This is a genomic window from Micromonospora sp. CNZ297, from assembly GCF_007827625.1.
Genome location: NZ_VISU01000007.1, coordinates 21,921 through 48,464 on the forward strand (window position 1 = coordinate 21,921; position 26,544 = coordinate 48,464).

The 26,544-nt window shown below is 69.7% G+C and carries 20 protein-coding genes and 2 tRNA genes; 11 read left to right on the top strand and 11 right to left on the bottom strand.

Translation table 11 applies throughout. From position 1 onward, the window contains the following. Nucleotides 1-30: 30 nt before the first annotated feature. Nucleotides 31-3,504, bottom strand: coding sequence for an NACHT domain-containing protein (locus FB454_RS14845; protein WP_145755739.1), 3,474 nt, complete (start codon nt 3,502-3,504; stop codon nt 31-33). Nucleotides 3,505-3,634: 130 nt separating this feature from the next. Here FB454_RS14845 and FB454_RS14850 point away from each other — a divergent pair, with 130 nt between their 5' ends. The 5 genes from FB454_RS14850 to FB454_RS14870 all read left to right on the top strand — a co-directional run bounded on the left by FB454_RS14850 (nt 3,635) and on the right by FB454_RS14870 (nt 7,192). Next, nucleotides 3,635-4,276, top strand: coding sequence for a class I SAM-dependent DNA methyltransferase (locus tag FB454_RS14850; protein ID WP_145823085.1), 642 nt, complete (start codon nt 3,635-3,637; stop codon nt 4,274-4,276). 72 nt (nt 4,277-4,348) lie between these two features. Next, nucleotides 4,349-4,879, top strand: coding sequence for a response regulator (locus FB454_RS14855; protein ID WP_013289100.1), 531 nt, complete (start codon nt 4,349-4,351; stop codon nt 4,877-4,879). A gap of 48 nt (nt 4,880-4,927) precedes the next feature. Beyond that, nucleotides 4,928-5,269 (top strand): DUF1330 domain-containing protein, encoded by a 342-nt coding sequence (locus FB454_RS14860; protein WP_145755796.1) that lies wholly within the window; start codon nt 4,928-4,930, stop codon nt 5,267-5,269. Nucleotides 5,270-5,316: 47 nt separating this feature from the next. After that, complete coding sequence (locus FB454_RS14865; protein WP_205413738.1) at nt 5,317-6,309, top strand: P1 family peptidase; 993 nt, start codon at nt 5,317-5,319, stop codon at nt 6,307-6,309. A gap of 175 nt (nt 6,310-6,484) precedes the next feature. Continuing rightward, on the top strand, nt 6,485-7,192 hold the full coding sequence (locus tag FB454_RS14870; RefSeq protein ID WP_357235855.1) for an excalibur calcium-binding domain-containing protein: 708 nt from the start codon (nt 6,485-6,487) through the stop codon (nt 7,190-7,192). Between the two features lie 41 nt (nt 7,193-7,233). Here FB454_RS14870 and FB454_RS14875 read toward each other — a convergent pair whose 3' ends face one another. Then, complete coding sequence (locus FB454_RS14875; RefSeq protein ID WP_030272621.1) at nt 7,234-7,611, bottom strand: winged helix-turn-helix transcriptional regulator; 378 nt, start codon at nt 7,609-7,611, stop codon at nt 7,234-7,236. Nucleotides 7,612-7,689: 78 nt separating this feature from the next. On the opposite strand from FB454_RS14875, the gene FB454_RS14880 reads away from it, so the two are divergent. The 3 genes from FB454_RS14880 (at nt 7,690) to FB454_RS14890 (ending at nt 9,700) form a co-directional block, all read left to right on the top strand. Next, entirely contained in the window at nt 7,690-8,100 is a 411-nt protein-coding gene (locus tag FB454_RS14880) for a RidA family protein (RefSeq protein ID WP_145823086.1), read from the top strand. Between the two features lie 388 nt (nt 8,101-8,488). Next, nucleotides 8,489-9,025: a hypothetical protein gene (locus FB454_RS14885; RefSeq protein WP_145823087.1), complete on the top strand. Its 537-nt coding sequence runs from the start codon at nt 8,489-8,491 to the stop codon at nt 9,023-9,025. Between the two features lie 369 nt (nt 9,026-9,394). Beyond that, nucleotides 9,395-9,700 carry a hypothetical protein gene (locus FB454_RS14890; protein ID WP_145823088.1) on the top strand — a complete coding sequence of 102 codons (306 nt, stop codon included), beginning with the start codon at nt 9,395-9,397 and terminating at the stop codon, nt 9,698-9,700. A 169-nt stretch (nt 9,701-9,869) separates the two neighbouring features. On the opposite strand, the gene FB454_RS14895 is transcribed toward FB454_RS14890, so the two are convergent. The 6 genes from FB454_RS14895 to FB454_RS14920 all read right to left on the bottom strand — a co-directional run bounded on the left by FB454_RS14895 (nt 9,870) and on the right by FB454_RS14920 (nt 18,257). Beyond that, nucleotides 9,870-10,922, bottom strand: a complete 1,053-nt coding sequence (locus tag FB454_RS14895; protein ID WP_145823089.1) for a polysaccharide deacetylase family protein — start codon at nt 10,920-10,922, stop codon at nt 9,870-9,872. 579 nt (nt 10,923-11,501) lie between these two features. After that, nucleotides 11,502-14,918 (bottom strand): DEAD/DEAH box helicase family protein, encoded by a 3,417-nt coding sequence (locus FB454_RS14900; RefSeq protein WP_145823090.1) that lies wholly within the window; start codon nt 14,916-14,918, stop codon nt 11,502-11,504. Between the two features lie 44 nt (nt 14,919-14,962). Further along, a complete protein-coding gene (locus FB454_RS14905) occupies nt 14,963-16,099 on the bottom strand; it encodes a restriction endonuclease subunit S (protein WP_145823091.1) in 1,137 nt (378 codons plus the stop codon). Continuing rightward, a complete protein-coding gene (locus FB454_RS14910; protein ID WP_486485422.1) occupies nt 16,096-17,667 on the bottom strand; it encodes a type I restriction-modification system subunit M in 1,572 nt (523 codons plus the stop codon). Before FB454_RS14910 ends, FB454_RS14905 begins: the two co-directional genes overlap by 4 nt. A gap of 390 nt (nt 17,668-18,057) precedes the next feature. Then, nucleotides 18,058-18,130, bottom strand: a tRNA-Arg gene (locus FB454_RS14915). A 36-nt stretch (nt 18,131-18,166) separates the two neighbouring features. Further along, nucleotides 18,167-18,257: transfer RNA gene (locus FB454_RS14920), tRNA-Ser, on the bottom strand. A 560-nt stretch (nt 18,258-18,817) separates the two neighbouring features. Between FB454_RS14920 and FB454_RS14925 the strand changes: the two genes are divergently transcribed. Further along, a complete protein-coding gene (locus FB454_RS14925) occupies nt 18,818-19,771 on the top strand; it encodes a hypothetical protein (protein WP_145823092.1) in 954 nt (317 codons plus the stop codon). Nucleotides 19,772-19,856: 85 nt separating this feature from the next. On the opposite strand, the gene FB454_RS14930 is transcribed toward FB454_RS14925, so the two are convergent. Further along, the gene (locus FB454_RS14930; RefSeq protein WP_145823093.1) at nt 19,857-20,630 is read right to left on the bottom strand and encodes a CPBP family intramembrane glutamic endopeptidase; all 774 of its coding nucleotides are present in this window, start codon (nt 20,628-20,630) and stop codon (nt 19,857-19,859) included. Between the two features lie 122 nt (nt 20,631-20,752). On the opposite strand from FB454_RS14930, the gene FB454_RS14935 reads away from it, so the two are divergent. Continuing rightward, nucleotides 20,753-21,874 carry a globin domain-containing protein gene (locus FB454_RS14935; protein ID WP_013289241.1) on the top strand — a complete coding sequence of 374 codons (1,122 nt, stop codon included), beginning with the start codon at nt 20,753-20,755 and terminating at the stop codon, nt 21,872-21,874. Between the two features lie 68 nt (nt 21,875-21,942). Here FB454_RS14935 and FB454_RS14940 read toward each other — a convergent pair whose 3' ends face one another. Beyond that, on the bottom strand, nt 21,943-23,475 hold the full coding sequence (locus FB454_RS14940) for a peptide deformylase (RefSeq protein ID WP_013289242.1): 1,533 nt from the start codon (nt 23,473-23,475) through the stop codon (nt 21,943-21,945). A gap of 321 nt (nt 23,476-23,796) precedes the next feature. Here FB454_RS14940 and FB454_RS14945 point away from each other — a divergent pair, with 321 nt between their 5' ends. Further along, nucleotides 23,797-24,579, top strand: coding sequence for a hypothetical protein (locus FB454_RS14945; protein ID WP_030272627.1), 783 nt, complete (start codon nt 23,797-23,799; stop codon nt 24,577-24,579). Between the two features lie 4 nt (nt 24,580-24,583). Here FB454_RS14945 and FB454_RS14950 read toward each other — a convergent pair whose 3' ends face one another. Further along, nucleotides 24,584-26,362 carry a DUF6311 domain-containing protein gene (locus tag FB454_RS14950; RefSeq protein ID WP_145823094.1) on the bottom strand — a complete coding sequence of 593 codons (1,779 nt, stop codon included), beginning with the start codon at nt 26,360-26,362 and terminating at the stop codon, nt 24,584-24,586. Between the last annotated feature and the right edge of the window lie 182 nt (nt 26,363-26,544).

A 26,544-nucleotide genomic window follows, 5' to 3' on the forward strand; every position in this document is an offset into this window, starting at 1 on the left:
GGACGGGTGGTGGCGGTACGGGTGGCGTGGTCAGACCGCCCCGGCGGCCGGGATCTGGCCGGTCCGCCCGGTGTGATCGGACTGGTCGGATGCTGCGAGGACGCGCAGCGTGTCGAGGGCTGATGCCAGCGAGACCTCGGCCGGCACCCGGTCGTAGGCCCGCAGGTAGTCCAGGAGCAGCCGGCACAGGCTCGCCTCGTCGAGGAACTCGTCCGGCAGCCGGTGCGCGAGCAGGGCGTGCATCGTCTTCGGCGGGATCTTCGGCCAGGCCAGTTCGGCGTACTCGCTCAACGCCATCAGCAGCCACAGCGCGGTGCGGTTGTCGACCCGGGCGGCGGCGAACTGCTCGGCCATCTCGGCCGACACCACGCCGTCCTCCAGCGGCAGCTCCGCGAGCCGGTCCTCGATGTCGGCGAGCACCCGGCGGACCCGGGGCACGTACCGCTGCGGCAGCCGGTGGAGCCCGTGCCGCAGGATGAGCGCGTGCAGCACCGCGTGGTCGTCGGTCGTGCCGAGCGAGTCGACCAGTTCCGGGAACTCGTCGATCAGGTACGGGCACGAGATGATCAGTTCGGGCGGCGCGGTCGGCGAGTCGGGCAGCCGGCTCAACGCCACCCGGGTCAGCCCGCACACCACCTCGCGGGGCAACTGCGCGCCGTCCTCGGCGAGGCATTCCAGCAGGACAGTGGCGCTCGTGCTGGACACCGCCTCCGGTGACTCGACGGCGCGCGCCCACAGGCGCCGGTAGCTGCGCTCGTCGTACAGGATGAGCTGGTGCAGGGACGGCACCGGCCAGCGGCGGGTGGCGAGCGACACCAGGTCGGCGTGGAACCGGGCGGCCTCGAAGCTGTCCGGCTGCTGGCCGCGCCACGTCCGTGCGCCCGCCCGCAACTGGCCGTAGGTGGTGATGTCACCCAGCAGCCGCGCCTCCTCGGCGGCCACGTTGATCTTCTCTCCCCGGCCCTCGCGCCGCTGCTCGGCGATGATCCGGCCGTCGGCGTCCCGGCCGAGCCAGCTGATCATCGCGAGCTGGCCCTTCTCGTCCAGCCCCGCCCGCCACAGCCGGACCGTGGACACCCAGGTCGCCTCGTCCATCAGATCGGTGTGGCGTACGCCGTCCGGTGACACCAGCGCGGCGAGGGCGACCAGGTTGGCGGTGTACGCGGCGAGCAGCCGCACCGGGTCGTACGGCGCGGGCCGGTAGCCGTCCACGCCGGCCAGGTTGGTCCGCTGCCGGGCCTCGGCCAGCAGGCCGGCGATGGTCTCCACGATCCCGTCCAGCTCCTCCGGGTGGCGGGAGGCGAGCTCCCGGGCGAAGCCCACCACCGCCTCGCGCTTCACCAGCGGCTGGTGGGAGAGCAGCGCCCGGAACTGGCCGGTGTCCAGCTGGTAGCCGAAGCCGGCCGGGCTGCGGGTGTGCCGGCGCAGCACGGCCAGGCTCCGCAGCGCCCCGATGACGTACTCGGCGATCAGGAAGTCGCCGATCGTGGTGTGCAGGAACTCGTACGTGCGCCTGGCGTCCTCGCCCTGCACGTCGTCCGGGCCGTACACCACGAAGAACGCGGCGGTGACCAGTTGTTCCGGGCCGAGCACGTCGCCGAGTTCGAAGCGCGAGCCGTCTCCGGGCCCGGAGCCGAAGCAGTCCAGGTCGAGACGGAGCGCGGCCCGGTTCACCAGTTCCCGGTTGCGGTTGAACATGGCGAACGCGGTGATCGCCAGGTCGCGCCGGAGCTGGTGTTCGCGGGCCTCCCGCTCGTGGTTCGCGAGGGCGGTCGGCGCCTTCTCGCTCACCTGCCGCCTGATGAACGCGGTGAGCAGGCCGGTGAACAGGTCGGACCGGGAGATGGCGGCGCCGGGACGGCGGTCGGCCCAGTGCTCGTTGTAGTAGATCGCCAGCAGCGTGAGCAGCAACGGCTGACGGGCCAGCTCGCCGTGGGACAGCAGCTCCCGGGCGGACAGCCGGCGGTAGCCGGGCCGGTCCTCGTTCGCCGCGTTCACGGCGGTCAGCCAGGCCGTCACCTGGGCGTCGGTCAGGTCCTCCAGCCGGACCAGCACTGTGCCCTGCGGCACGCTGGCGCGGTCCATCACCAGGATCCGCGACGTGATGATCGGGATGACCGAGTAGCCCAGGTCCCACTGGGTCTCCTGGAACTCGGCCACCCGGTCGATGTACTGGGAGTGGGCCGTGCCGGTGACCTGGACGAGTTCGTCGAACCCGTCGAAGATCACCACGACGGTGGTGTGCTGGGTGGCCCGGCGCAGGTCCGCCCAGCGGATGCGCTCGTCCATCACCTGCTCGATCGCGGCCTCGATCTGCTCGGTCGGCGACGTGTCCCCGGACATCCGGCGCAGCGGCACCACTATCGCGGTGAACCGGCTCGCCGGCAGCCGGGCCGCGATCACCCGGGTCAGCAGCGTCTTGCCGGCGCCCGGCTGGCCGAGGAGCAGCAGCGGACGGTGCAGGCTCGCCGGGTCGGTCAGATACTCGGAGAGGAACCCGACGAGGTCACCCCGGCGCGGCTGGTCCTCCCACCAGTGCTCCCGCTCCGGTGACGTGTGCTTGCCGTACTCGGCGGCCCGGAAGTCGGGGCTGATGAACCCGCTGTCCACGTTCGGCAGCCGCAGGTGGAAGTCGACGTCCTTGATCCGCAGCAGCGGCTGCCGGAACACCGCCGCCAGCGACCCGGTGAGCCGGTCGAGCGACTCGCGGAGCAGGTCGGGCCGGTCGGCGGCCACCGGACCGGACAGCTCGTCCAGGTTGCGGTAGAGCTGCGCCAGCGCGTCCAGCCGGGCCGAGACCTCGGTGGTGAGCTTCCGGTTGTCGATCAGGTTGTGCTCGATCGCCTGCCGGATCATCCGGAACCCGAACTCGGGGAGGTCCGCGGCGAGCCGGTCGAAGCGGTCCTCGTAGTGCCACATGGCCCGGCCCACCACGCGGGAGCGCATCGACGTGAGGTCGAGCCCGCGCCGCACCGACGGCCAGGCGGCGAGACCCTCGCAGAAGGCGATGGTGGCGTCGTAGAGCTTGACGTACGCGGCCTCGACGTCCCGCCGGGTGTCGTCCATGCCGTGCACGGAGGAGGGCAGCGGGAAGTAGCCGCCGTCGATCTCCTGCGGAAGCGTGTGGTGCCGCCGCTCGGCCGGCACCATGCCGACCTTCTCCTCGTCGGTCAGTTCCAGCCTGTCGAAACCCGGCCCGACCTCGTCGCGGAAACCGTCGAAGAACGCGGAGAGGGCCAGCACGGTATGGCTGGCCTCCAGCAGCTCGTAATACGATTTACCGCCGGTTGCCCGGATGCGCCCGGCCTGGTTTCCGGTGGCGTCCCGGACGAGCTGCATGAGCGCGTTCTTCGGGCCGAGCAGCGCGAGCGCCGTACCGTGGGAGAGGGCCCCAGCGCCCAGGATCCCCGCGCTGACGACCTTGTCGGTCTCGGTGATGCGCGCGCTGCCCGGGGCCAGCAGTCGTAACGCATCTCGATAGCTGAGGCTCGAACGGCGCGGCATGCCGCCCCTTCCGCTGCTGGCGATCGGATTCTTCAAGGATAGAAACTTCAGTGACGGAAAGCTATCGATTCCTCACCGGGCGGCGGCTTTGCGACGACTTTTCCATTCATTCATCTCATTCATCTGGTAAATGCGGCCAAGGCGTACCGACCTCTATGATCGACGGGTGGACCACACACGGGTACGGCAGGCGTACGGCGCGATCGCGCCGCTCTACATCGAACTGTTCGGCACCACCGGCCACGTCCACGCGGACGACCTCGCCCTCATCGGCCGCCACCTGACCGTCCGGACCGGCCCGGTGCTCGACCTCGGATGCGGACCGGGCCACCTCACCGACCACCTCCGTTCGCTGGGCGTCGACGCCACCGGGATCGACATGGTTCCCGAGTTCGTCGCGCACGCGCGGGCGACGCATCCGGACTGCGCATACCGGCTCGGGTCACTGGACGACCTCGCCGTCCCCGACCACTCCGTCGCCGGCATCCTCGCCTGGTACTCACTGATCCACCTCCCGCCACCGGACCTCGACGGCGTGCTGGCGGAGTTCCGCCGCGCGATCGTGCCGGGTGGACCGCTCGTGGCCGGCATCTTCGTCGGTGACGAGGTGGGTGCCTTCGAGCACAAGGTCGCCACCGCGTACCGCTGGCCGGTGGACGAGTTCTCCGCGCGGCTGCGGCAGGCGGGGTTCGCGGAGGTCGAGCGTCTGACGCGCCTGGACGACGCCCACCGCCCGCACGCCGCCGTCGCGGCCGTGGCTTCCGGGGCCTGAGCGCGCACCATCGTCATTAGGCCGCAACCGAACGCGGATCGCGGGGTGACACGGCACTGTCACCGTCGGAGCATGGCCGCACGAAGGGGTACGAGGACACGCCGGGCCGTCGCGGCACCGGCCGCCGCCCTGATCGTGCTGGCCGGACTGACCTCCTGTACGCCGGAGGTGAAGGGCGTCACCGGCCTCACAGTGGACGCCCACGGCCGGCCGCACGCGGCGCTCGCCTGGTGCGCGGACCGGCCGCCCGACCTCGTGGTGCTCACCTCCGTGGCGGAGTCCGCCTCGCCCGGTGCGCCCACACCGGAGCGGCCGTACTGGCCGAGGCGGAAGTACGACGTGCCTCGCGACGCCGCAGCGCCTGCCCTCGTACCCCTTGAGGGTTTCCCGCCCGGGCCGGTGGCCGACGGGCAGGCGGCGTTCCGGGTCTCCGGCGCCACCCACGACAACAGCTTCCGCACCGAGGGCGTGGACTTCCGGATCGCCGAACTGGCCGAGCTGCGGCCGGGTTCGGTCCTGGTCACCGACTTCGACGACAGCGGGGAGGTGCTGCGAACGGTCCCGCTCGACGAGTTCACCGAAATGGGCGAGAAAGCGTGCTGACCGCTGTGTCAGGATCGGCGTTCGGAGTTCGACGGCCGGAAGGACACCATGCCCGCGTACGCCATCGCCCACCTCCAGGACGCCGCCCCTCACCCGGACATCGCCGAATACATCGAGCGCCTCCCCGGCACCCTCGCCCCGTACGGCGGCCGTTTTCTCGTGCACGCGACGCCGCACGAGGTGAAGGAGGGCAACTGGCCCGGCGCCGTCGTGATGCTCGGCTTCCCGGGCATCGCAGAGGCGCGGGCCTGGTGGGACTCGCCCGCCTACCAGGAGATCGCGCCGCTGCGCTCGCGGCACATCGAGGGCGACATCATCCTGGTCGAGGGCGTCCCCGACGACTACTCCCCGACCGGCATCGTGCAGGCCATCCGGGCGGCGGCCTCCTGAGCCGGCCTGGCCGGCGCGCCCGCGACCTGGGGATCGTCGTCGGGTCGCTGCCCACCGGGCCGCACAACGCGATCACCGACGTCCCCGGCGTCCTGGTGGGTCACACCACCGTCGACGACGGCGCCGACCTGCACACCGGCGTCACAGCGATCGTGCCGAGCGGGCTCGGCCCCGGACGGTGGACGCTGCCCGCGGCGGTGTACACCGGCAACGGCCACGGAAAGCTCGTCGGCTCGACCCAGGTGGACGAGCTCGGCGTACTGGAGTCTCCGGTCGTGCTGACCGCCACGCTGTCGGTGTTCCGGGCGGCGGACGCGCTGCTCGGGCACCTGATGGAGCGCCGGCCGGACGGGCTGTCGTTCAACCCGCTGGTCGGTGAGACCAACGACGGGCACCTGTCGGACATCCGCCGCCGCCCGATCACCGAGGAACACGTCCTGGCGGCCGTCGCGGGGGCGACCGACGGGCTTCCCGCCGAGGGCTGTGTCGGGGCCGGCGCGGGCACCACCGCCCTGGGCTACAAGGCAGGCATCGGCACCTCGTCCCGCACGGTCTGGACCGACGGCGGCACGCGGACGGTCGGCGCGCTGGTCCAGTCCAACTTCGGCGGCGTCCTCACCGCACTCGGCGTGCCGCTACCGGTCGACGAGCTGGTCCCGGCCGCCGACCGGACCGAACCACCCGGCAACTCGTGCATGATCGTGGTGGCGACCGACGTACCGCTGGACGCGCGCCAGCTCCGGCGGCTCGCCCGCCGGGCGGTGTTCGCGATGGCCCGGGTGGGTGCGTCCTTCAGCACCACGAGCGGCGACTACGCGATCGCGTTCACCACGTCGGACCAGCCGCCGATCCCGGACGGCGCGATCGATCCGGTCTTCGCCGCCGTGCTGGACGCGGTGGAGGAGGCGCTGCTCAACTCGCTGTTCACCGCCGTCACCACCACCGGTGTGGGCGGTCGTACGAGTCACGCGGTTCCCCACCGGGCCGCCGTCGAGCGGCTGGCGGCGGCGGGACGGCTCACGGCCCGGCCGTACGCCTGATCCACTGCGCCCCTCGCCGTCGGCCGTTCGGCGAGGGGCCGAGTCCGATCATCCGCCGCATCGATGCCGGTATTCCGGCAGCTGCCCACCACTTCGTCGCTTATCGCGCCGGTAAGGGCCGGTCTGTCGGCTCAGCGACACTCCCGTGCGGACACATCGCTCCACACTGCCCGCTGTGACCGAAATCCCTCCCCCGAACCCGTGGCACGGGCAGGGCCCGCCGCCTCCACCGCCCCATCAGCCCGGCATGCCGTTCGCGCCACCGCCACGGCCGTCGTGGTGGAGCCGCCAGCCCGCGGCGATCAAGCTGCTCCTCGTCAGCGGCGTCGCGGTCCTCACCTGCTGCGGCGGGCTGCTCGGCATCGGCATCGCCGCCGGCCCCGCCACCGAACCGGACAAGGCACCGGAGAAGGCTGTCGCCCAGGAGGTGCCGACCGTGGCGGCGCCCACCACCACGGTCCCCGCGCCCGAGGTCAGCACCGTGTCGCCCGAGCCGTCGCCGTCACCCACCACGGCCGCGCCGACCACCGCGAAGCCCGCGTCGAAGCCGACCCCGCGCAAGACCACGAAGCCCGCCGTCTACTACAAGAACTGCGATGCCGTACGCGCAGCCGGCAAGGCGCCGCTGCTGCGCGGCCAGCCGGGGTACCGGACCGGACTGGATCGTGACCTCGACGGCGAGGCCTGCGAGCCGGATGGCGGCAACGGTGACTCCGGCGGCGGAAGCACCGGCGGCGGCAGTTCGGGCGGCGGCGGCAACGACCCGCGCTTCGGCACCTGCAAGGAGGCGAACGCGAACGGGTACGGCCCGTACAGGCAGGGCAAGGATCCTGAGTACTACTGGTACATCGACCGGGACAACGACGGCACTGTCTGCGAGTGACACGCGACGCCGGGGCGGACCGTGCGGTGCCGCCCCGGTGGTCACTCCACCTCGTCGTCGAACGCCCGTCGGGCGTCCTCGATCTGCGCCATGTGGGCGTCGGCCCATTCGAGCAGCACGTCGACCGGCGCACGCAGCGTCTTGCCCAGCGGGGTGATCCGATACTCGACAGCGACCGGGCGCGTCGCCACGACGTGCCGTTCCACGATGCCGTTGCGTTCCAGTCGTCGCAGGGTCGCCGTCAGAGACTTCTGCGTCACCGCCGGGATCGCGCGGCGCAACTCGTTGAAGCGGCACGGACGCTCGCACAGCTCGTTCAGGACGCTCAGCGACCACTTGTCCAGCACCTGATCGAGCAGCTCGCGGTGCGGTGCGTCGATGCGCAGCTCGGCGGCACCGGGAGTGGCGGTATCGCTCATGAAACCAGGTCTCCTTGAAGTGTCCTCCGTCAACTAGGTATCAATGGTAAACCTCAGTTGCCCAGTGGAGGAGCGCCCATGTCAGTCACCCGTCTCAGCCCTGCCGGTCTACAGCCGAACACGCCGTACCACCACGTGGCAGTCGCCACCGGGTCGCGCCACATCCACGTCAGCGGCCAGGTCGCACGACTGGACGACGGCTCACCCGTCGCCACCGGAGACCTGGCCGGTCAGGTCGCACAGGTGCTGCGCAACACCGGCCGCGCCCTCGCCGGCGCAGACTCGTCGTTCGAGGACGTGGTCCGGTTGACCTTCTACGTCACCGACTGGACGCCGGCGAAGATCGGGCCGTTCATGGCCGGGATCGAGTCGGTCGCCGAGGAGCTCGGGCTCCCGCAGCCGCTTCCGCCGGCGTCGCTGATCGGCGTCGACCACCTCTTCGAGCCCGACGTGCTGGTGGAGTTGGAGGCGACAGCGATCGCGCAGTGAGCACCTTTCTGCTCGACGCACATCACATCCATCGTCATTCGCGCATCCACGGAACGAGTCCCTCCCTCGGGTAGATCCACCACCACAGGAGGCACGCGGGTGGCCAGTAGGTCACGGCGGCGACGGCGAGATACCAGGGACGCGATCCGTCGAGCAATCCGCGGTAGTCGTGGGCGTCGGCCCAGCCGTGCACGGCCCAACTCCACAGCGCATAGCCGGCAAGGAGAGCGAGGGACCAGCCAATCCGTGCGGAATTCCCGGGTCTCCGCCCGCGCCGTCGGTCCGGCGCCTCTCGCGCATGCGACGCCACGCGTACATCATGATCCTGCCTTGCAAGGTCACCGGATCCGCGCGGGGCGGTCAGCCGACCTGACGGGGAGTGGAGGCCATGATCCGGCGGAATGACCCGCTCGCCCTGTTGGCGATCGCCATGTGCACGGCGGCCGGCGCCTTCGTCCTCGTAACGCCCTCCCGCATCCCCTATACCCCACAGACGCTGCTGATGGGTCTCACGCTGATCGGCACGCTCGTACTGCTCATGTACCTCGCGGGGCCGGCTGCCTTCGTGGCGGTGACCCGCACGCACGTCGTCGTGGGCAACCCGCTCGTCAAGTACCGCGTTCCACGGTCACTGGTCGACGGAGTCAGGATCGACGGGTTCGACATCGAGCTGCAGGTCTCGGGGCACGCGCCCATTCCGATTGCCGCCCTGACCCCGGGCGTGGGTGGCCACAACCGGGTGCCTACGGGCGGATACCAAACGCGCTTGAACAAGATCGCGGCGCTCTTGGACCACACGCCGGCGACGCTCGTAGCCGACACAATGGCGCGCCGGTACCGGTATGTGCACCTCGTTCTCCTGGCGGTGGACGTGCTGGCACTGGTCGGGATGGTGCTCTCCATCAGCACCGACCCCCTGGCGTAGATGTACGGCGCCGGAAGCGTCGGCCCGACCGGCCCACGGTCACGTGCCATCGTCCGGGAAGCTGGCCCGTCGATCTTCATGGATGATGGGAGCGGGATGTCGCAGGGCTGGGAACTGGACGACAGGCAGGCATTGGCCTCGGTGGCGGTGGACACCGGACACAGCGGCTTCATAACCGCATTGGCCGCCGGAACCCGCAACGGTCGCCGGTGTTCGCCTCCGGCTCCGAGGACGCGACGATCCGGCTGTGGGATGCGGCCACCGCCGAATCATCGACTCCCTCGACGCCGGCGGCGCGGTCACCTCGGTGGCCTTCGGCGGGCCCGACTGGACGTCGGCGCCGACGATTTCGACTTCGACCCGGCGGGCATGGACGATCTGCAGTCGCGGGACGCCGTGACCGGCGAACTCCTCCGCGAGTTCGACGATCACGGGAACGGCCGTTGCAGCACGGTGGCGCTGGTCACCGCCGCCGGACGGACCTGGATCGTCTCAGGCCACGAGGGTGGTGTCGTGCTGCTCGATGACGGACTCCGGCAGGTCGGCGACGCCTACGACGGGCACGAGGGCGAGGCCGTGGACCTGGTTGCCGTGACGGAGGCCGGCGGTGACCTGGTGATCGCCTCCGTCGGCGCGAACAGCGTGCACATCAGGCGGGCCACGCTCCCGGGCTGAGCCGGCCCACCCCGGGGCCTCCGGCACGGGGTGTGGTGGCAGACGGTAACGACGGCGACATCGCCCCATCGTGAACGCCGCGATGGGGCGATGCCCGAACGTCAAGTCCGCCGCTTTCGACCGAGCCCAGCCCTGAGCCGTTTCCGGTGGTCTGGGCAGGCCACCGGGATCAGCCCGTGGTGCAGGATCGGATCTGGGGTCTGGCGCTGCTGTTGCCGTTCATCATCGTGGTGAAGCCGAAGGTGTTGCCGCTGCCGTTGGACCGCATCGTCATCACGTAACCGGTGCTGTCCCAACTGGGGGAGCCGTTCCAGGTGGTGGAGACCCGCTGCGGCGGGGTCAGAGCCACGACCACGGTCCAGTTGCCTGCCCCCTGAACCGTCACCGAGGTGTTGTACCGGTCACCCCAGACGTTGGGGGTCGTCGCCGTCGCTGTGCACCCGCCGCTGGGAGGCGGAGTGGTCGGCGTGCCGGTCGGCGGCGGAGTGGTCGGCGGAGGAGTGCCGTCCGGGGCCACCGCTCGGCCTGTGCTCGGTGAAATCATGCCCGGACAGAGGTTGCGGCTGCTCAGGTTGGCCATGATCTGCGGAATCGCGTCGCGGGTGTTCTGAATGCCGTCGTGCATCAGGATCACCTGGCCGGCCTGGAGGCGGCTGGCGTTGGAGACGATCTGGCTGACGCTGGCGCCGTTCCAGTCCTGGGAGTCGACGTCCCAGATCACCTGGCGCAGGCCGAGCGACGAGGCGACCGACTGAAGGGTCGAGTTGGTCTCCCCGTAGGGCGGGCGGAACAACTGCGGCCGGACGCCGGTCGCCGACTGGATCGCCGAGTTGGTCTGGGAGAGGTCCGACTGCATCTGGCTCTGGCTCATCGAGGTCATGTGCGCGTGGTTCCAACTGTGGTTGGCCACCCACATGCCCGCGTCGACCTGGGCCCGCGCGGCGGACGGGTTGCTCTGCACGTTCTGCCCGACGTTGAACATGGTCGCCCGTACGCCGTTCGCGCGCAGCACGGACAGCAGTGCGCTGGTGCTGCCGGTCGGCCCGTCGTCGAAGGTGAGGCCGACGTACCCGTTGCAGACGGCGGCGCTGGACGGAGTGGCGGCGACCGCGAGACCGGCGGCACTCAGCGCCACGGTGGAGGCGAGCACTGCCAACCGGACGGTGAGACGCGATGTTCGGGGGGTGGACGGGCGGCGGAAGCCGCCGATGCTGGCGTACATGCGCAGGTCCTCCTCGGGACGGGTGACACCTGACGACGCATGGCTTTAATCGACAGAGATTGATGTTGCCGACGCTCGGAGTATTGCAGCGGCGTTTCGAACACGTCAACGATTTTCCGGAAGTTTTCCGGAAGTACGTACCTGGACGACGTGCCGGAATCCCTCGACGAGGCCCGTGCCCGGCTGTTCACCGTCGCGCAGCAGCGAGGGGCCAGTAGATCCCACCGTGGCTCCCACAGCCGCGCCGAACCCGCCGAGGACGGATACGAGAAAGCCCCCGACCTCGCCATTTCGGCTGGTCGGGGGCTTCTCCCTGTACTGTGCGCCCGAAGGGACTCGAACCCCTAACCTTCTGATCCGTAGTCGGCAGCAAAGCCGGCCTCTGACCTGGAGTTATGCAGTTCTGTCCGGATTCCGGATGTAGCACTGTTGACAGATCGTGACACCAGGGGGCGTTACCCTCCCCCCAGGTGCACCCATGGGTGCACGATCAACCCGGGGATGCCGACGAAGCCGTGGGTGCACGTCTCCCTCGTCCTTGACCCGAAGCGCTTTGCCCCCCAGCGTCACTTCGACGCACTACGCCACCTCCGCCTCAGGGGCGGCGGTGTCTCGGACAGAGTTGAGGATTGTGATCAGCCGGTCGACGTCGGCAGACGGGAAGATCGAGTCCGGCCCTTGCGGGGCGATGTCGCTGAACGGCGAGTCGTAGAGCCGCTCGGGCTCCATGACGCCGTTCTGGGTCAGGTGGGCGACGATCAGGTTTACGAAGTTGATCTGGTTCGCGCTGAGCGTCCGGCTGGTCAGGAAGTCACCGAACGCCTCGGTGGCGGCTTCCCGGTCGAGGCCGATCAGCGAGCGGATGAACAGCCCGAGCCCGTGGGCCGAGCGGCGGGCCTCGTCGATGTCTTCGGTGCCGCCGCCGCTGGCCGCCAGCATCCGTTCGAGCTCATCGAGGTCGGTCGGGGAGAGCTGCTTGTTGCGGCGCAGCTTCTGCAACGCCAGGTGGTCCTCGTGGGCGCGTAAGTACACGCGGGCCTTGGCGCGGAACCGCTCGAAGTCCGTGCCGATCTTGATGTCGTTCAGGGTGACGACGGAGATTTCGCCCAGCTCGTCGGTGAAGTCGGTGTAGACGATGGCCCGCTTGGACCTCTCGATCAGCTTGACCAGTCCGCGGAGGCGGCGGCGCATCAGCTCCAGCATCGGCAGGGTGACGTCCTGCCACCACTCGTCGCTGGCCACCTCGTCGAGGAGCTGCTGCTGCTCGCGGATCGCCGGGATGCTGGTCTGTTCCAGCAGCGTCGAGGCGATGTCCTGCACCTGCCGACGAAGCCGGTCGTATGCGGGCTCCACGTCGAGCTGGCCAAGCTGCAGGCGCAGCACCATCAGGTCGAACCGCTTGGCCGCCTCGTCGTCGTCCTTGACTGCGGTGGGCAGGCCGGCGAGGTTGCCGCCGATCTCGTCGACGGCCTCGGGGGTGAGCCGGTGCCAGTGCTCGAAGTCGATGTAGTACTCCACCAGGCGCCGCTTCGGACGCACGACGAAGTTGTCGAGGTGGATGTTCTCGACCTGGCGGTGCAGGTTGCGGGCGAGGTCCCCCCGCAGCGCCGCTTCGCTTTGCGTGCCTTCAACCTCTGCCTCCGCGTCGGCGTCGGCGGTTAGGCGCTGGTCGAGGCGGTAGATCAGTTCGAGCTGGGCCTTGAACAGCCGCTCGGTCAGCGACTCGCCCAGCTTGCCCTCGGCCGCCTTCGGGTTGTGGTTGAAGTACTCGAAGTTCTTGCAGAAGTCGAAGATGTAGAAGTTCTGTTTGTCCTGCCCGGGGCCGTAGAGGTCCTTGCAGAGCCGGGTGCCGCGGCCGATCATCTGCCAGAACTTCGACTTCGACCGCACGATCTTGAAGAAGACCAGGTTGACGACCTCGGGTACGTCGATGCCCGTGTCGAGCATGTCCACCGAGATCGCGATGTGCGGGTCCTTCTCCTTCTCGGAGAAGGCGTCGATGAGGCTCTGGGCGTACTCGGTCTTGTGGGTGATGACCCGGGCCAGGTGGCCGCGGGGCATCGGGTACGCGAGGTCGAACCGCTTCTGGATGAAGTCGGCGTGGGCGTTGTTCTTGGCGAAGATGATGGTCTTCCCGATCCGGTCGCCGCCCGCGACGCGGTGGCCAAGGGTCATCAACGTCTCCAGCGCCTTGTCCACCGTGTCGGCGTTGAACAACCACTTGTTCACCGCGTCCGCGTCGACGCCGTCCGGCGGGTCGCCCTCACCCCAGTCGAGGGCGTCCCAGTCGTCCTTCTCCTCCTCGGTGAGGTCGTCGTAGCGGATACCGTCGCGCGGGAACTTCAGCGTTACGGAGACCGCCCGCGGCGGGACGAGGAAGCCCTCGTTGACCGCGTCGTCGAGGTCGTAGTGGTCGGTGGGTACACCATCTTCCAGGTTGAACAGGCTGTAGGTGTTGCGGTCGATCTCGTTACGCGGGGTCGCGGTGAGCCCGACCAGCAGGCTGTCGAACCAGGAGAAGATCGCACGGTACTTCTGGTAGACCGACCGGTGCGCCTCGTCGATGATGACCAGGTCGAAGTAGCCAGGCCCGAAGCGCCGCTCGCCGCTCGCGGTCTCGTTGATCAGGCCCATCATCGTCGGGTACGTCGAGACGTAGACCCGGGCCTCTGCGGTCTTCTCCTCGACAAGGTTGACCGTGGCCGCCCCGGGCAGGTGCGCCTTGAAGGCGTTGGTTGCCTGCTTGACCAGCGCGTTGCGGTCGGCGAGGAACAGCACCCGCTTGACCCAGTTCGCCCGCATCAGCAGGTCGACCAGGGCAATCACCGTGCGGGTCTTGCCAGCGCCGGTCGCCATCACGACGAGCGCCTGGCGCTGTCGCTGCGTCTCGAACGCCTCGCCGATCGCCCGGATCGCCCGGTGCTGGTAGTACCGCTCGACGATCTCCTGCTTGATCGGCACGTCCCCGAGTGGCTTGCGGCTGGCTCGGCGCCGGATCAGGAGTTGGAGCTCATCCTTCGTGTAGAAGCCCTGCACCGGCCGGGGAGGGTAGGCGGTGTCGTCCCAGAGCCAGGTCTCGTAGCCGTTGGTGTAGAAGATGACCGGACGCTGGCCATACCGCTGCTCCAGGCAGTCGGCGTACAGCTTGGCCTGCTGCTGGCCGACCGTGGCGTCCCGGCGGGTGCGCTTGGCCTCGACCAGCGCGAGTGGCTTGCCGTCGTCACCCCACAGCACGTAGTCGACGTACCCGGTGCCCGTGGTGTTGGGCATGCCGGTGACCTCGAACTCACGGTCCTCTGGGCGGGCGAGCCGCCAGCCGGCCTCCCCCAGCATGAGGTCGATGTAGAGGTCGCGGGTCTGCGCCTCGTTGTAGTCGTGGTCGTCGGGGCGAGCCTCGTTGGCGGCCTTCGCGGCGGCGATCTCGGCACGCAGCTTCGCCAACTCGGCATCGAGGGTGGCGGACTTCTCGCGTTCGGCGGCCAGCGCCGCGTCCTGAGCGGCGAGCTTGTCGGCGAGCGCCTTCAGCTCGGCCTGGGTCTGCTGCCGGACCTGCGAGGAGATCGGCCTGGGGATCAGATCCGGGTTGAAGGCAAGCGCGCTGGCGGGGACCCTGGCTTGGTCGCGGGTGTAGTGCCGGACGATCCAGTACGTGACGTGGAACAGCTCGCGGACGACCGGCACGGACTCCTTCGGCGTCACCGCCGTACGCTCATGCACGGCGCGGTTGCCCTGCTTGCGGACGATGTTCATCTTCGCCTGCAGGCTGTTGCCCACCAGGTTGCGCAACGACGGCTCGTGGATCATCGCCGACAGGTCATCCTTGTACGGCTTGGTGAGCGTGCCGTCGGCCTCGAATAGCCAGGCGAGGGCAAGTTCGAGCGTGCGCCGGGCGTAAAAGCACGAGGCCCGCGGGTCGGCGACGGCCAACTGCTCCGCTCGCAGGGCCTCGCCAAACAGTACGGGCCACTCAGCCCGCAGGAACACGAAGTTGCTCATCGAGCGCCAACTCCCCACAGTCGACAGCCGGCGATCTTCTCACGTCAGAGCAACCCTCGGAAGGCCCGATCCTGCAGGGACGCGAACAGCGCATCCAGCTCGGCGTGGTGCGACGAATGACGTCGCCTGAGCGCGTCAACGGCAGCGATCTTGCGGACGAAGTCGTCCTGGAGAGGCAAGGGGGGAGCAAAGAACGAGACGCTTTCCAGCATCGTCTGGTTGACCTTGTAGGTGCCGTTGGTCGTACGGGCGAGGGCTTCGATCTGCCTTCGAACTGCATTCGAACGCCAGACGTGCTCCAGGAAGGCAGGCCGCACCGTGGTTGTTTGAATTCGAGCAGCGATAATCGTGTCCGGGAAGGTCGTGTCAGGCATCGGATCGTAGGGAAAGAATCCTCGACCTACGAGGCTGAGGTTTCCATTACCCCTGCAGATTAGGAAGTCGGAGGGATGCACAGTCTGCACGGCGGGTGGTGGTGCGAGAAAGGTTGCTCGCTTCCGTGCTGTCGGGTCAAAACGCTGCCCGGTGACACTCGACAGGGTAAGAACCAGTCCCTCCACCTGGCCGCGAGTCGCTGGCGACAGCCCATTCCGGAGTGGCATAACCAGAGCGTCACCGAGCGTAACCAGAGGCCAGTTCATCGGGTTCGAAGTGGGTGAGCCGAACAAGTCAAGGAAGATGGACTGGGTGACATCGCCGAGGTGGGCGAGGGCTTCGCGGCGCTTAGCGCGCAGCTCGTCCGCCCGATCCAGAACCTCCGCAATCCTGCGTTGCTCTTCAACGGGAGGCAGGGGAACTGAAATCGATGCGAGGCTCTGCCGAGTAATTTGTGGCTGCGCCGAACCGGTGATGGCCTTCCGGAGGCCAACTTGGCGCAGAGCACGAACTAGGTAGTCGAGGTGCACTCGTGATTCATCCAGGTCGTCGAGGGCCATCGCGTTGCCCGTGACGTAGGAATTTGGCTCGCAAACGTTAATTGTTCCGCATGTGGCCCCGCGGCAAGTGATTAAAACTGTCCGCTTCTCGTGGTTGAAGCTGCTGTAGTAGCCAATCTTGCCGTTCGCGCCATAGACAGGGAACCCCGATTCTGTGAACGCGCTCTGCGGGATTGTAGGCCATTGCTTGGGATTACAGATTTCGTAGAGCGACGTCATTGCCCCGAAATTCTGCGAGATAGTCATCGGAGCATCCCCTTCAGGCTGGACATGCCCTGCTGGATCTCGGACTCGAGGCGTTCCAGGTCCGCGAGGATGTCCAGCGGCGAGCGATGCTCGACTTCCTCGTGGAGGACCTCCTTGTACCGGTTGAGGCTGAGGTCGTAGCCCTGCTCGATGATGTCGACCTTGGGCACGCAGAAGCTCTGCTCGGTCCGCGCTCGCTGCAACTCGTCGCCGTCCCGCCGGAACCACCGCGCCAACGCGTCGGGAAGATTGTTACTGGTGTGCTCGTTCCCGGCCAACGCCACCTGCGGCCGTGGTCCGAGCTTTTCGGCCGGCAGCAGCGCGGTCCGCTTGTCGTCGAGACTCCAGCCGTCGGCACTGACCTCGTAGAACCAGACGTTGTCTGTGCCGCCGCTGTTGGTCTTGGTGAAGAGGAGAATCGCCGTAGAGACGCCCGAGTAGGGCTTGAACGTGCCGCTGGGCAGCTTGACCACGCCGTCGAGCTTCTGGTCCTCGACCAGCATGCGGCGCAACTCCTTGTGCGCCTTGCTCGATCCGAAGAGCACGCCATCGGGCACGATGACGGCCGCCCGGCCACCGGGCTTGAGTAGCCGGAGGAACAGGGCCAGGAAGAGAAGCTCAGTCTTTTTGGTCTTGACGATCCGCTGGAGGTCCTTGGACGTGCTCTCGTAGTCGAGGCTGCCGGCGAACGGCGGGTTGGCCAGAATCAGCGAATACTTCTCCGACTCGTTGCTGACGTTCTCGGCCAGCGAGTCGCGGTAGCGGATGTCCGGGTTCTCCACGCCGTGCAGCAGCATGTTCATGCTGCCGATGCGCAGCATGATGCTGTCGAAATCGAAGCCGTGGAACATGTTTTCGTGGAAGTGCTTCCGCAGCTTCGGGTCGAGCAGCGCGTTCGGATGCGTTCGGCGGACGTACTCGCCAGCCTCGACGAGGAAGCCGGCCGTGCCGCAGGCCGGATCGCAGATCTGGTCGTCCGGGGTGGGCTTCATCATCTCGACCATCAGCTGGATGATGTGCCGTGACGTGCGGAACTGTCCGTTGTGCCCGGCGGTCGCGATCTTGCCTAGCATGTACTCGTAGAGGTCACCCTTGGTGTCCCGGTCCTCCATCGGGATCTGGTCGAGCATGTCGACCACACGGGCGAGCAGCGCCGAGTTGGGGATGGTGAACCGCGCGTCCTTCATGTGGTGCGAGTACGTCGACCCGTCGCCGCGGAGCGTCCGCAGGAACGGGAAGACCCGCTCGCCGACGATCTCGAACATCTCGGCCGGCGCGGCGCTCTTGAAGTGCGACCAGCGCAGGTCGTCGTACTTGCGTCCCTTGTCGTCACAGCCCTCCGGGAAGATCCGGCGCTGCATCGGCTTGCCCAGCCGGTTCGCCTTGTTCTCCTCCAGCGTGTGCAGGTCATCGAGCCGCTTGATGAAGAGCAGGTAGGTGATCTGCTCGATTACCTCCAGCGGGTTCGAGATGCCACCCGACCAGAAGGCATCCCAGACGCGGTCGATCTTACTCTTCAGCTCACCGGTGATCACGTAGCTTCGGTCCCCACCCCGTCGTACTGTCAAGTCGACCTAGGCTAGTCCCGCCTCCCGCCCCATCGTGATCGGACGTTGGGGCGAAGACTCCGCGAGCGGGCACAGCAGCGTGGGGCTATCCGGTGGCCCCATCTCGCGGGCGCCTTGTCGTGCATGTCGGCCATGTCGCGCCGGGTCTTAATCCCGGACGCGAAGCCCTGGAGCAGCGACCACCCGAGCATCTGACTCGTCGTCAGGCCCGCCACCGCAAGTCCGCCAACTCCCACAGGCCGCAGCAACGATGCGGCTGGTGACTCTTGGCCGCGATCAGCCCGCGTGCACCCATGGGGTGCACCTGGGTGCACGAAAAAACGCCCCCCGATCACTATCTATCGATAGCCGGAGGGGCGTTTTCCCTGGTCAAACGCTTGTCAGACCCTGTGCGCCCGAAGGGACTCGAACCCCTAACCTTCTGATCCGTAGTCAGATGCTCTATCCGTTGAGCTACGGGCGCCTGGTGCTCGGCCAGTCTACACAACCGGCTTTCGCGCGGAGACTCCGGGATTCGAACCCGGGAGGGGCTTTAAGACCCCAACCGCATTAGCAGTGCGGCGCCATAGACCAGACTAGGCGAAGTCTCCCTGGTGACCCACGAGGTCACCGCGCCCGAGGATACAGGTCCGTACCCGCCCGGGGCAAAGCGACTATCGGACCGGCCGCCCCGACCGCGTTTTCGTCGTGTGCCAGATCACGCCCACGGCTACGCTCCATCGATATGCAGGAGCAGCCGCCGAGCGATCCGCCCCGTCGCGAGCCCGCCCCCAAGGCCCGGCGGAGCCGCTCCCCACGACCGACGTTCAACCCACCGACACCGGAGCCCGCCGCGGAGAACGCGACGAGCGACACACCGCCGCCTCGGCGTCCGCGCCGGGCGGCGCCCACTGTCGTCTTCCAGCCGCCGACGCCGGCCGCCGACGCACCGTCGGCGCCGCGCCCGCGCCCGGCCGCAGAGCCGTCGCCGAGCGCCGGGGAGGGCACGCTCCCGGCCGATGAGAGGCCCGTCACAGCAGAGCAGCAGCAAGCCACCGAGCCTCCGGCCGGGCCGGTCTCCCCACCGGCCGGGGAGGAAACACCGAAACGGGCGCGCCGCGCTCCCGCCGCCAAGAAGGCCGCCCCGGTCGCGAAGAAAGCGGCCCCAGTTGTGAAGAAGGCTGCGCCGGCGGTCAAGAAGGCCACTCGGAAGGCGTCGCCTCCGAAGCAGGAGACGGCGATCAGCACGACGGAGCCCACACCCACCGAACGGCAGCCCGACGGCACCGAGCCGGTCACGGCGGAGCGTCCCGTCACCGCACCTTCGCCCGGACGGACCCGCCGGACCACGAAGGCCGCCCCAGCGGCGGCGATGGCGATCCCGGCAACGGCGCGTCCAGCCGCCGCCGACACCACGACACCCCACGCGGAGCAGTCCGACGAGCCGACGCACGGCACGGTCGTCGAGCGGGCACCCGCACAACCCGACGTCGCGCGTACCCCGGTGGAGGGCTGGCGGGCGGTGGGGCCGCAGCTGCGCGACCACCCCGGGTTCGCGCCGGAGCTGCTGGCCCTGGCGGCGGTCGACGCGCTCGGGCCGCGGGCCGCGTCCTGGGTGGAGCAGGTCCGGCGGGCCTACCCGGACGCGGACGCCGACGGGCTGGCCCGGCTGGCGACGCGGCGGTTCGTGCGGATGGCCGGTACGGGTGGGGCGCTCGCGGCGGGCGCCGGGCTGTTCGCGCCGGTCGCGGAGCTGGCGACGGTGCTGTGGACGCAGGCGAACCTGGTGCTGCATCTGGCAGCGGCGTACGGGCGGGATCCGGCGCATCCGGATCGGGCGGCCGAGCTGCTGGTGCTCACGTTGGTGCACCCGGACGACGGAACCGCGCGGGCGGCGCTGGCGGCGGCCCGGGCGGCTGATGCTCCGGCGGAGGGTCCGTGGGGGCGCGTGGCGGAGGCGGCCTGGCGGCTGGCGACGCCGGTGGCCGCGCAGGCGGGTGGCTGGCTCGGGCTGCGGTTGGCCGCCCGGTTGCTGCCGGGCGCGGCGGCGCTGGCGGCCGCGACCGGCGGTACGGCGACGGCCGAGCGGGTGGCCGCGCGGGCGGTCGCCCGGTATCGGGCGTGATCGACACCGGTTCGGCGAGCCGGCGCGGTCAGGCGGGCCCGATGCCGCCACTTCCCCGACCTGGCGGCGGACGGAACGCGTGCGGTCAGAGCCAGTCGAACCAGGACTTCGGCAGCATCGCGTAGCCGACGAACGCGAAGATGTCGAGCAGCGTGTGCGCGACGATCAGCGGGGCGACCCGGCGGGTACGCAGGTAGAACAGCCCGAAGATCACGCCCATGACGGCGTTGCCGACGAACGCGCCGAAGCCCTGGTAGAGGTGGTACGAGCCGCGCAGCAGCGCGCTCGTGGCGAGCACCGCGCCGATCCGCCAGTTGAGCTGCCGCAGCCGGGTGATCAGGTAACCGACCACGATCACCTCCTCCAGCACGGCGTTCTGCACGGCGGCGAGGATCAGCACCGGCACCATCCACCAGAGGTCCGGCAGCGCGGCCGGGACCAGCGTGGCGTTGAGCCCGAGCTGCGCCGCCGCCCAGAACAGCGCCAGCCCGGGCAGGCCGATGAGCGCGGTCAGGCCCGCGCCCCGGGCCAGGTCGGAGGCGGGCCGGCGGAAGTCGACGCCGAGCGTCCGTGCCGGGTCGCCGGGGTCGCGCGCCAGCAGGTGTACGGCGAGCAGTACCGGCAGCAGCGCGAAGACGATCCCGAGCAGCTGGTACGTGAGGTCGAGGTACGGCCGGGCCGACGCGGAGGTGTTCAGCGCGGCGGTCTGCTTGGACAGTCCGCCGGTCGCGGTCAGCTTCGCGATCAGCGAGACGAGCGCGTACACGGCCGACTGGCCGAGGGACAGACCGAGCACGAGCAGCGTCTCGGTGCCCAGCATCCGGCGGGAGACCGGGCGGGCCAGCTCGTCAACCGTCACCGGACCATGAAAGCACTTCGGCGACCGGGCCGGACGGTCGCACAGCCTGTGCGACCGGCGTACACGCTCCGTGGACATTCTATGCGGGCCGATCCGCCCGTACGGAGAAGGAGCGTGCCCCTGTGGAGAACTTCGCGCGGCTGCTGAAGGAGAGCTGGACCCTGGTCGAGGAGCACCGGGAGCGGCTCAGCGGTCACTTCTACGCCCGGCTGTTCCTCCTCGACCCGGAGCTGCGCAAGCTCTTCCCGGTGCAGATGAACGGCCAGGGGGACCGCATCCTGGAGGCCATCGTCACGGCCACCCAGACGGTGGGCGACCCGGAGAGCTTCGACGAGTACCTGCGCGCGCTGGGCCGCGACCACCGCAAGTACCACGTGTCGGCCGAGCACTACGCGACGATGGGCGTCGCGCTGCTCGACGCGCTGCGCAGCACCGCCGGGGACGGCTGGAATCTGGAGTACGACCAGGCGTGGCGGGAGGCGTACGCCGGCATCAGCGAGCGGATGCTGGCCGGCGCGGAGGCGGACGAGAACCCGCCGTACTGGCACGCCGAGGTGCTGACGCACGAGCGGCACGGCCCGGACACGGCGGTGCTGACCGTCCGCGCGCTCCAGGATCCGCTGCCGTGGCGGGCCGGCCAGTACGTCAGCGTGGAGGTGCCGCGCTACCACCCGCGGGTGTGGCGGACGTACTCGGTGGCGAACGCGCCGAACGAGGAGAACGTGCTGGAGTTCCACGTCCGGACGCCACCGGGTGCGGCCGGCTGGGTGTCCGGCGCGCTGGTGCGCCGTACCAAGCCGGGTGACCTGCTGCGGGTGGCCGCGCCGATGGGTTCGATGACGCTGGACCCGGAGTCCACCCGGGACGTCCTCTGCGTGGCCGGCGGGGTCGGCCTGGCGCCGATCAAGGCGCTGGTGGAGGAGCTGACCCGGGTCAACCGGACCCGCTGGGTGCACGTGTTCTACGGCGCGCGCCGCCCGGACGAGCTGTACGGGCTGCCCGGCCTGGAGGACCTCGTCGCGTCCCACCCGTGGTTGTCGGTGACGCCGGCGTGCAGCGAGGACCCGGACTTCGGCGGCGAACTCGGTGACGTCTCCGAGGTGGTCACCCGGTACGGCCCGTGGACCACGCACGACTGCTACGTCTCCGGCTCGGCCGCCATGGTCCGGGCCACCCTGCGGGCGCTCGCCGCCGACGACGTCCCGCCCGACCACATCCGGTACGACACGTTCGGCAACCTCTGAACCTTGCTCCCCCCGAGCCGGGTCGCGTGCCCCCGCCCCCTGGGGCACGCGACCCGGCCCCCCGTTTCTCAGTAACGCCAGGGGGTGCCGGTCTCGCGGTACTCCTCCACGGGCACGAGCGGCACGCCGGGTGCCATCCGGTCGACGTAGAGCCGCCCCTCCAGGTGGTCGATCTCGTGTGCGACCAGCCGCGCCATCGCGTACTCGTAGGACGTGATCACCCGGCTGCCGTCCCACAGGGCGTGTTCCACGTCGATGCGCAGCGGCCGGGGCACCAGGCCGCGGTGGTCGAAGAAGGACAGGCAGCCCTCGTACTGCTCGTCGGTCTCGGTGGCGGCGTCCACCACCCGGGGGTTGAGCAGCACCACCGGGTCGGCCGCCCGGTCGGCCGGGCGCACGAGCGCCGCGGACCAGCCGATGCCGAGCTGGGGCGCGGCGAGGCCGACGCCCTTGCTGAACGGGTGCAGCTCGTCCAGGCGGACCAGCATCGCGGCGAGCCGGTCGATCACCTGCCGGGCGTGCTGTTCGTCGGCCGGCAGGTCGAACTGGCGGGCCCGCTGCCGCAGCAGGTCGTCGCCGCGCTGCACGATGCCCACTGCGCGCATCCGGTCGCTGGCCCGTACCCGGGCGCCGCCGGTGGGCGCGCTGTCCGGTTCGGCGTCCGGCTCGGGGCTGCGGAACCGCCACTGCATCCGGTAGCGGGCGTTCAGCGGCGGGTCGTCGGTCCCCCAGTCGAAGACCACCCGGCCGCCGTCCGCCGAACGCTGGATCGGGGTACGCAGCGGCCCCTCCTCCGCCGACAGCGAGGTCTCCGCGCCCCACACCTTGGGGTCGAGGTCCGCGGGCAGGTCGAGCCGCACCGCCAGGTGCCGGGTGGGCAGGCGTACGGCCCGCTGGAACCAGGGGCCCCACTTGTCCCGGCCGACGCGGTACGCGTACTCGATGGTGACCCGGTCGCCGGGGTAGAGCGGGAAGCGTCCCTCGTCGTTCTCGAACAGCAGCCAGATCTCCTTGAACGCGTCCCGGTCGTGTTTGGCCCGCCAGTGCATCGGCTCGCGTCCGTTGCCGTCGTCCCGGTACGCGGTGAGCTGCAGCTCGGCGAAGGTCAGCGGGTGTTCCCGGTGGTGCCGGTTGGAGCGGCCCGGGTCGTTGGGGTAGCGGTCGACGGCGACCCGGACCAGGTAGCGGGTGACCGGTTCGGTGCCCGCGTTGTACAGCTCCCGCCGGATCGCGCAGTGGTAGCCGTCCCCGGTGTGGGTGAGCGTGGCCATCTCCCGTTCCACCACGAGGCCGGTCCCCGGGGGCAGCCACTGGCCGGGCACGGGTGGGTCGCGGTGCGCAGTGCCGGTCCGGCCGTGCCGCAGTTCGTCGTACTCCCGGAAGCGCTGCCAGATCGCGCCGCTGGCCTCCAGGACGGCCTCGGCCCGGCGGGCGAAGTCCTCGGTGGGCCGGTGCCGGCGCCCTTCGACGTGACTGACGTAGGACGGGTCGAAGCCCATCATCGTGGCCAGTTGCTTCTTGGACAGCCCTCGGCCGGTCCGGTGCCGGGCGAGTTCGGCCGCGAACGAGTCCGCGGCACGCTCGATCGGTGAGGTCGTCATCAGCTTCCTCGTACGCGGGAAGACCATTTTCACGTTGAGTGGCCGAACGTGTACGGAAACTGCCTCGTATTCGACACTCACCTTGACTTTTCAGCGGCGTACGTCGATCCTTACGCCGTCTGCCGCCGGTTCTCCGGCGGCGTTTTCCGTCTCCGAGGCCGGGTAGTACGCGACGGCCGCGGAGTGACGGGGACCTCCCCGCGATACCGCGGCACCACTTCCCCTCCCGCCGGGAGGGTGGTTAGGCTAGCCTTAGCTTGGGTCGACGGCACGCGCCGACCGCAGGGCGACAGGACAGGGGACGGCCAGGTGACTGCGGTGATGCCGGGGCGCGACGCCGCCACCCCGCTCGCCCCTGTGACAGCGACCCTGCGCGCCATGTTCGGCACCGACGACCTGCCCGGGCTCGCACCCGGCCTGCTGGTCCACGACGAGCTGGACCGCTGGTCCCCGGCCACCCGGCTGATCGACGGCACTCTGCTGTCCGAGTTCCTGACCGCCGCCGGCCGCCGCTGGGGCGGCACCCCGCACGCGTGCGCCGCGCTGGCCTGGAAGTCCTACAGCTACTGGACCGCGCTACCCGCGGTGCTCGGCTGGGCGTCCGCCCGCCGGGTGCCGCTGCTCGACCCGGCCGACGTGCTCGTGCACTTCGAGGACCACCACCAGCTCCTCACCTTGGGACTGCGTGCCTCCACCCCGGTGGCGGTGCTGCCGAGCGACCCGCTGGCCCTCGCCGGCGCTCCGGGCGTACTGGTGGTGACGGACGAGGCGGCGCTGCTCGGCGCGCTGCGCGCGTCCCTGCTCGACGCCCACTTCGCCCCGCTGATCGGCGCCATCCAGGGCGAGGTCCGGATCGGCACCCGTACGCTGCTCGGCTCGGTGGCCTCCGGCATCGCCCACGGCATCCTGCGCGCGTCGGACGCGCTGCCCGGCTCGGCCACGGCGGCCGTCGGCACGCTGCTCGACGCGCTCGACCTGAGCGACCTGGTCGAACTGGTGCCCGGCCCGGCCGGCGAGCCGACTGTGCAGCGGCGCACCTGCTGCCTGGCGTTCACGCTGCCCCGGCCCAAGGTGTGCCAGGGCTGCTGCGTCCGCCAGGGCTGACCGCTCACTCGACCAGCGGCCGGACGTCCCACAACCACACCCCGCCGGTACGCCTCGGCGTGATCCCGCTCAGCTCCGTCATCGCCCGGCGCAGCGCGTCGGCCTGCGGCAGCCGGGGGTCGAGGATCACCGCGCCGGCCCGCCAGTAGCGCAGGTCGTCCACGGCGGCCACCCGGTCCTGCGGCGTGATCGGCGGGACCGCGTCGGTGCGCCGTACCGTCTCGAAGAACGTGCTGGTGGGACGCGGCGGCGCGGTGAAGAGGGCGATCCGGTCCCCGCCTGGGCGGGTGTCCGGATAGAGGAAGTAGCCGCGGGCCAGCGGCATGTCCAGCCGGGTCTCGGCGGACCAGCGCAGCGGGACCGCGTACGTGGTGTCGGGCAGCGGCAGCGTGACGATGCTCCGCCCGCCGGCGACGTAGGGACGCCATGCGCCGGAGGTGACGAACGTCGGAGTCGGGTCGAGGCGCTTCGCGGGCAGCGGGGTGGGCAGGATCGGCAGCAGCGCCATGGCGAGCACTGTGACGGTGGCGAACCGGATCTGGTCGCGCGCGTCCGGGTGCCGTACGGCGAGCCGCCGGGCCCGGTCGGCACCGAACGCGAGCAGCACGCCGATGATCGGGGTGAGCGCGAGCGACCAGCGGGTGGGCACCACCGAGTGCAGGACCGGCAGGTTCTCCAGCGCGGCCCAGGGGCCGGGGACGCCGGTGTCCCGCCCGTCGTAGCGGATCTCCCGGCCGAGCGAGAAGAGCGCGAACACGAGCCCGACCGCTGCCAGCCCGAGCACCACGGCGTTGCGGCGCAGCCACCAGACCAGCGCGATCACCAGGATCACCAGCGGCCAGCCGAAGAACGCGTTCTCCTCGGTGGCGTTCTTCACGAGCGGTTCGCTGCCCCGGGCGTCGCCCGCCACCGACTCCCGCGACCAGGCCACGTACGCGGCGAGGTCGGTGGAGTAGCCCCGGATCAGCGTGGAGAGCCCGCTGTACGCGCCGGGGCCGAAGAACTGCACCCAGAGCGGGTACGCGAGCAGCGCCCCGGCGACCGCCGCGGCGACCCCGAGCCCGGCGGCGAACGGGCGGGCCGCCGAGCGCAGCGCGGGACGGCCGAGCGCCAGCGCGAGCACCACCACGCCGAGCCCGATGGCGGTCATCAGCAGGATCTCCAGGTTGAGGAACGCCTGCCAGACGATCACCAGGCCGAGCAGGACGCCGTTGCGCAGCCACCGGCCGGGTTCGGCCAGGCGCAGCGTCCGCCAGATGATCAGCGGCACCACGTACTGGCTGACGATGTTGGGGTGCGAGTTGGCGTGCGAGATCATCGCCGGCGCGAACGCGCAGAAGGCGGCACCCAGCCAGGCCGGACCGCGGGACTTCACGACAACTCGGGAGAGCAGGAAATACCAGGACACGCCGGTGGCGGCGAGCCCGAGAGTGAGGAAAATCAGAAAGGACCAGCGCGGGCCTGCCCAGAGCGTTATCGGGGTCAGCGGCAATGAAACGGATAATACGGACGTATTAGCCATGAGATTGACGACATCCGGCACATTCATCCGGTCCGAGGTGAACGGATAGGCGAAGTCAGTGACGACGCGAGCACCATGCGCCATCATCCATTCGAATTGCGCCTGATCTGTCCGATTGTCCCGGACGCCATTGCGCGGATCGACCCAGAGCCGGGCGGTGACCCAGAACGCGAGCAGCACGAAGCTGAGCACGGCGAGCGCGTCGATCCGCCTACCCTGCCCCGATTTGGCCACGCTCGCGCCGCTTTCCGGAGTAGTCATGACATTTCAGAGCGTAGTCAGGGTATGACGGGCACGTGCAATGTTCCGGGGAATCACGTACTATGTGCCGAGTTCGCCGACCGCCGAACAGGCACCCCTCCGGATCACAATTCGGCCCCCCTCCGTCCCCCGATTTCCCCCTCAGCCATCCAGATGGTTGACTCTGACGGTCCAGGCGCGGG

Coding starts and splice junctions, on each gene's coding strand:
- FB454_RS14945 (WP_030272627.1), top strand. CDS start 23,797: ATGCCGGGGCGCGACGCCGCCACCCCGCTCGCCCCTGTGACAGCGACC.
- FB454_RS14900 (WP_145823090.1), bottom strand. CDS start 14,918: ATGAGCAACTTCGTGTTCCTGCGGGCTGAGTGGCCCGTACTGTTTGGC.
- FB454_RS14880 (WP_145823086.1), top strand. CDS start 7,690: ATGTCAGTCACCCGTCTCAGCCCTGCCGGTCTACAGCCGAACACGCCG.
- FB454_RS14855 (WP_013289100.1), top strand. CDS start 4,349: ATGGCCGCACGAAGGGGTACGAGGACACGCCGGGCCGTCGCGGCACCG.
- FB454_RS14885 (WP_145823087.1), top strand. CDS start 8,489: ATGATCCGGCGGAATGACCCGCTCGCCCTGTTGGCGATCGCCATGTGC.
- FB454_RS14875 (WP_030272621.1), bottom strand. CDS start 7,611: ATGAGCGATACCGCCACTCCCGGTGCCGCCGAGCTGCGCATCGACGCA.
- FB454_RS14895 (WP_145823089.1), bottom strand. CDS start 10,922: ATGTACGCCAGCATCGGCGGCTTCCGCCGCCCGTCCACCCCCCGAACA.
- FB454_RS14860 (WP_145755796.1), top strand. CDS start 4,928: ATGCCCGCGTACGCCATCGCCCACCTCCAGGACGCCGCCCCTCACCCG.
- FB454_RS14845 (WP_145755739.1), bottom strand. CDS start 3,504: ATGCCGCGCCGTTCGAGCCTCAGCTATCGAGATGCGTTACGACTGCTG.
- FB454_RS14905 (WP_145823091.1), bottom strand. CDS start 16,099: ATGACTATCTCGCAGAATTTCGGGGCAATGACGTCGCTCTACGAAATC.
- FB454_RS14950 (WP_145823094.1), bottom strand. CDS start 26,362: ATGACTACTCCGGAAAGCGGCGCGAGCGTGGCCAAATCGGGGCAGGGT.
- FB454_RS14940 (WP_013289242.1), bottom strand. CDS start 23,475: ATGACGACCTCACCGATCGAGCGTGCCGCGGACTCGTTCGCGGCCGAA.
- FB454_RS14850 (WP_145823085.1), top strand. CDS start 3,635: ATGCGGCCAAGGCGTACCGACCTCTATGATCGACGGGTGGACCACACA.
- FB454_RS14890 (WP_145823088.1), top strand. CDS start 9,395: ATGGACGATCTGCAGTCGCGGGACGCCGTGACCGGCGAACTCCTCCGC.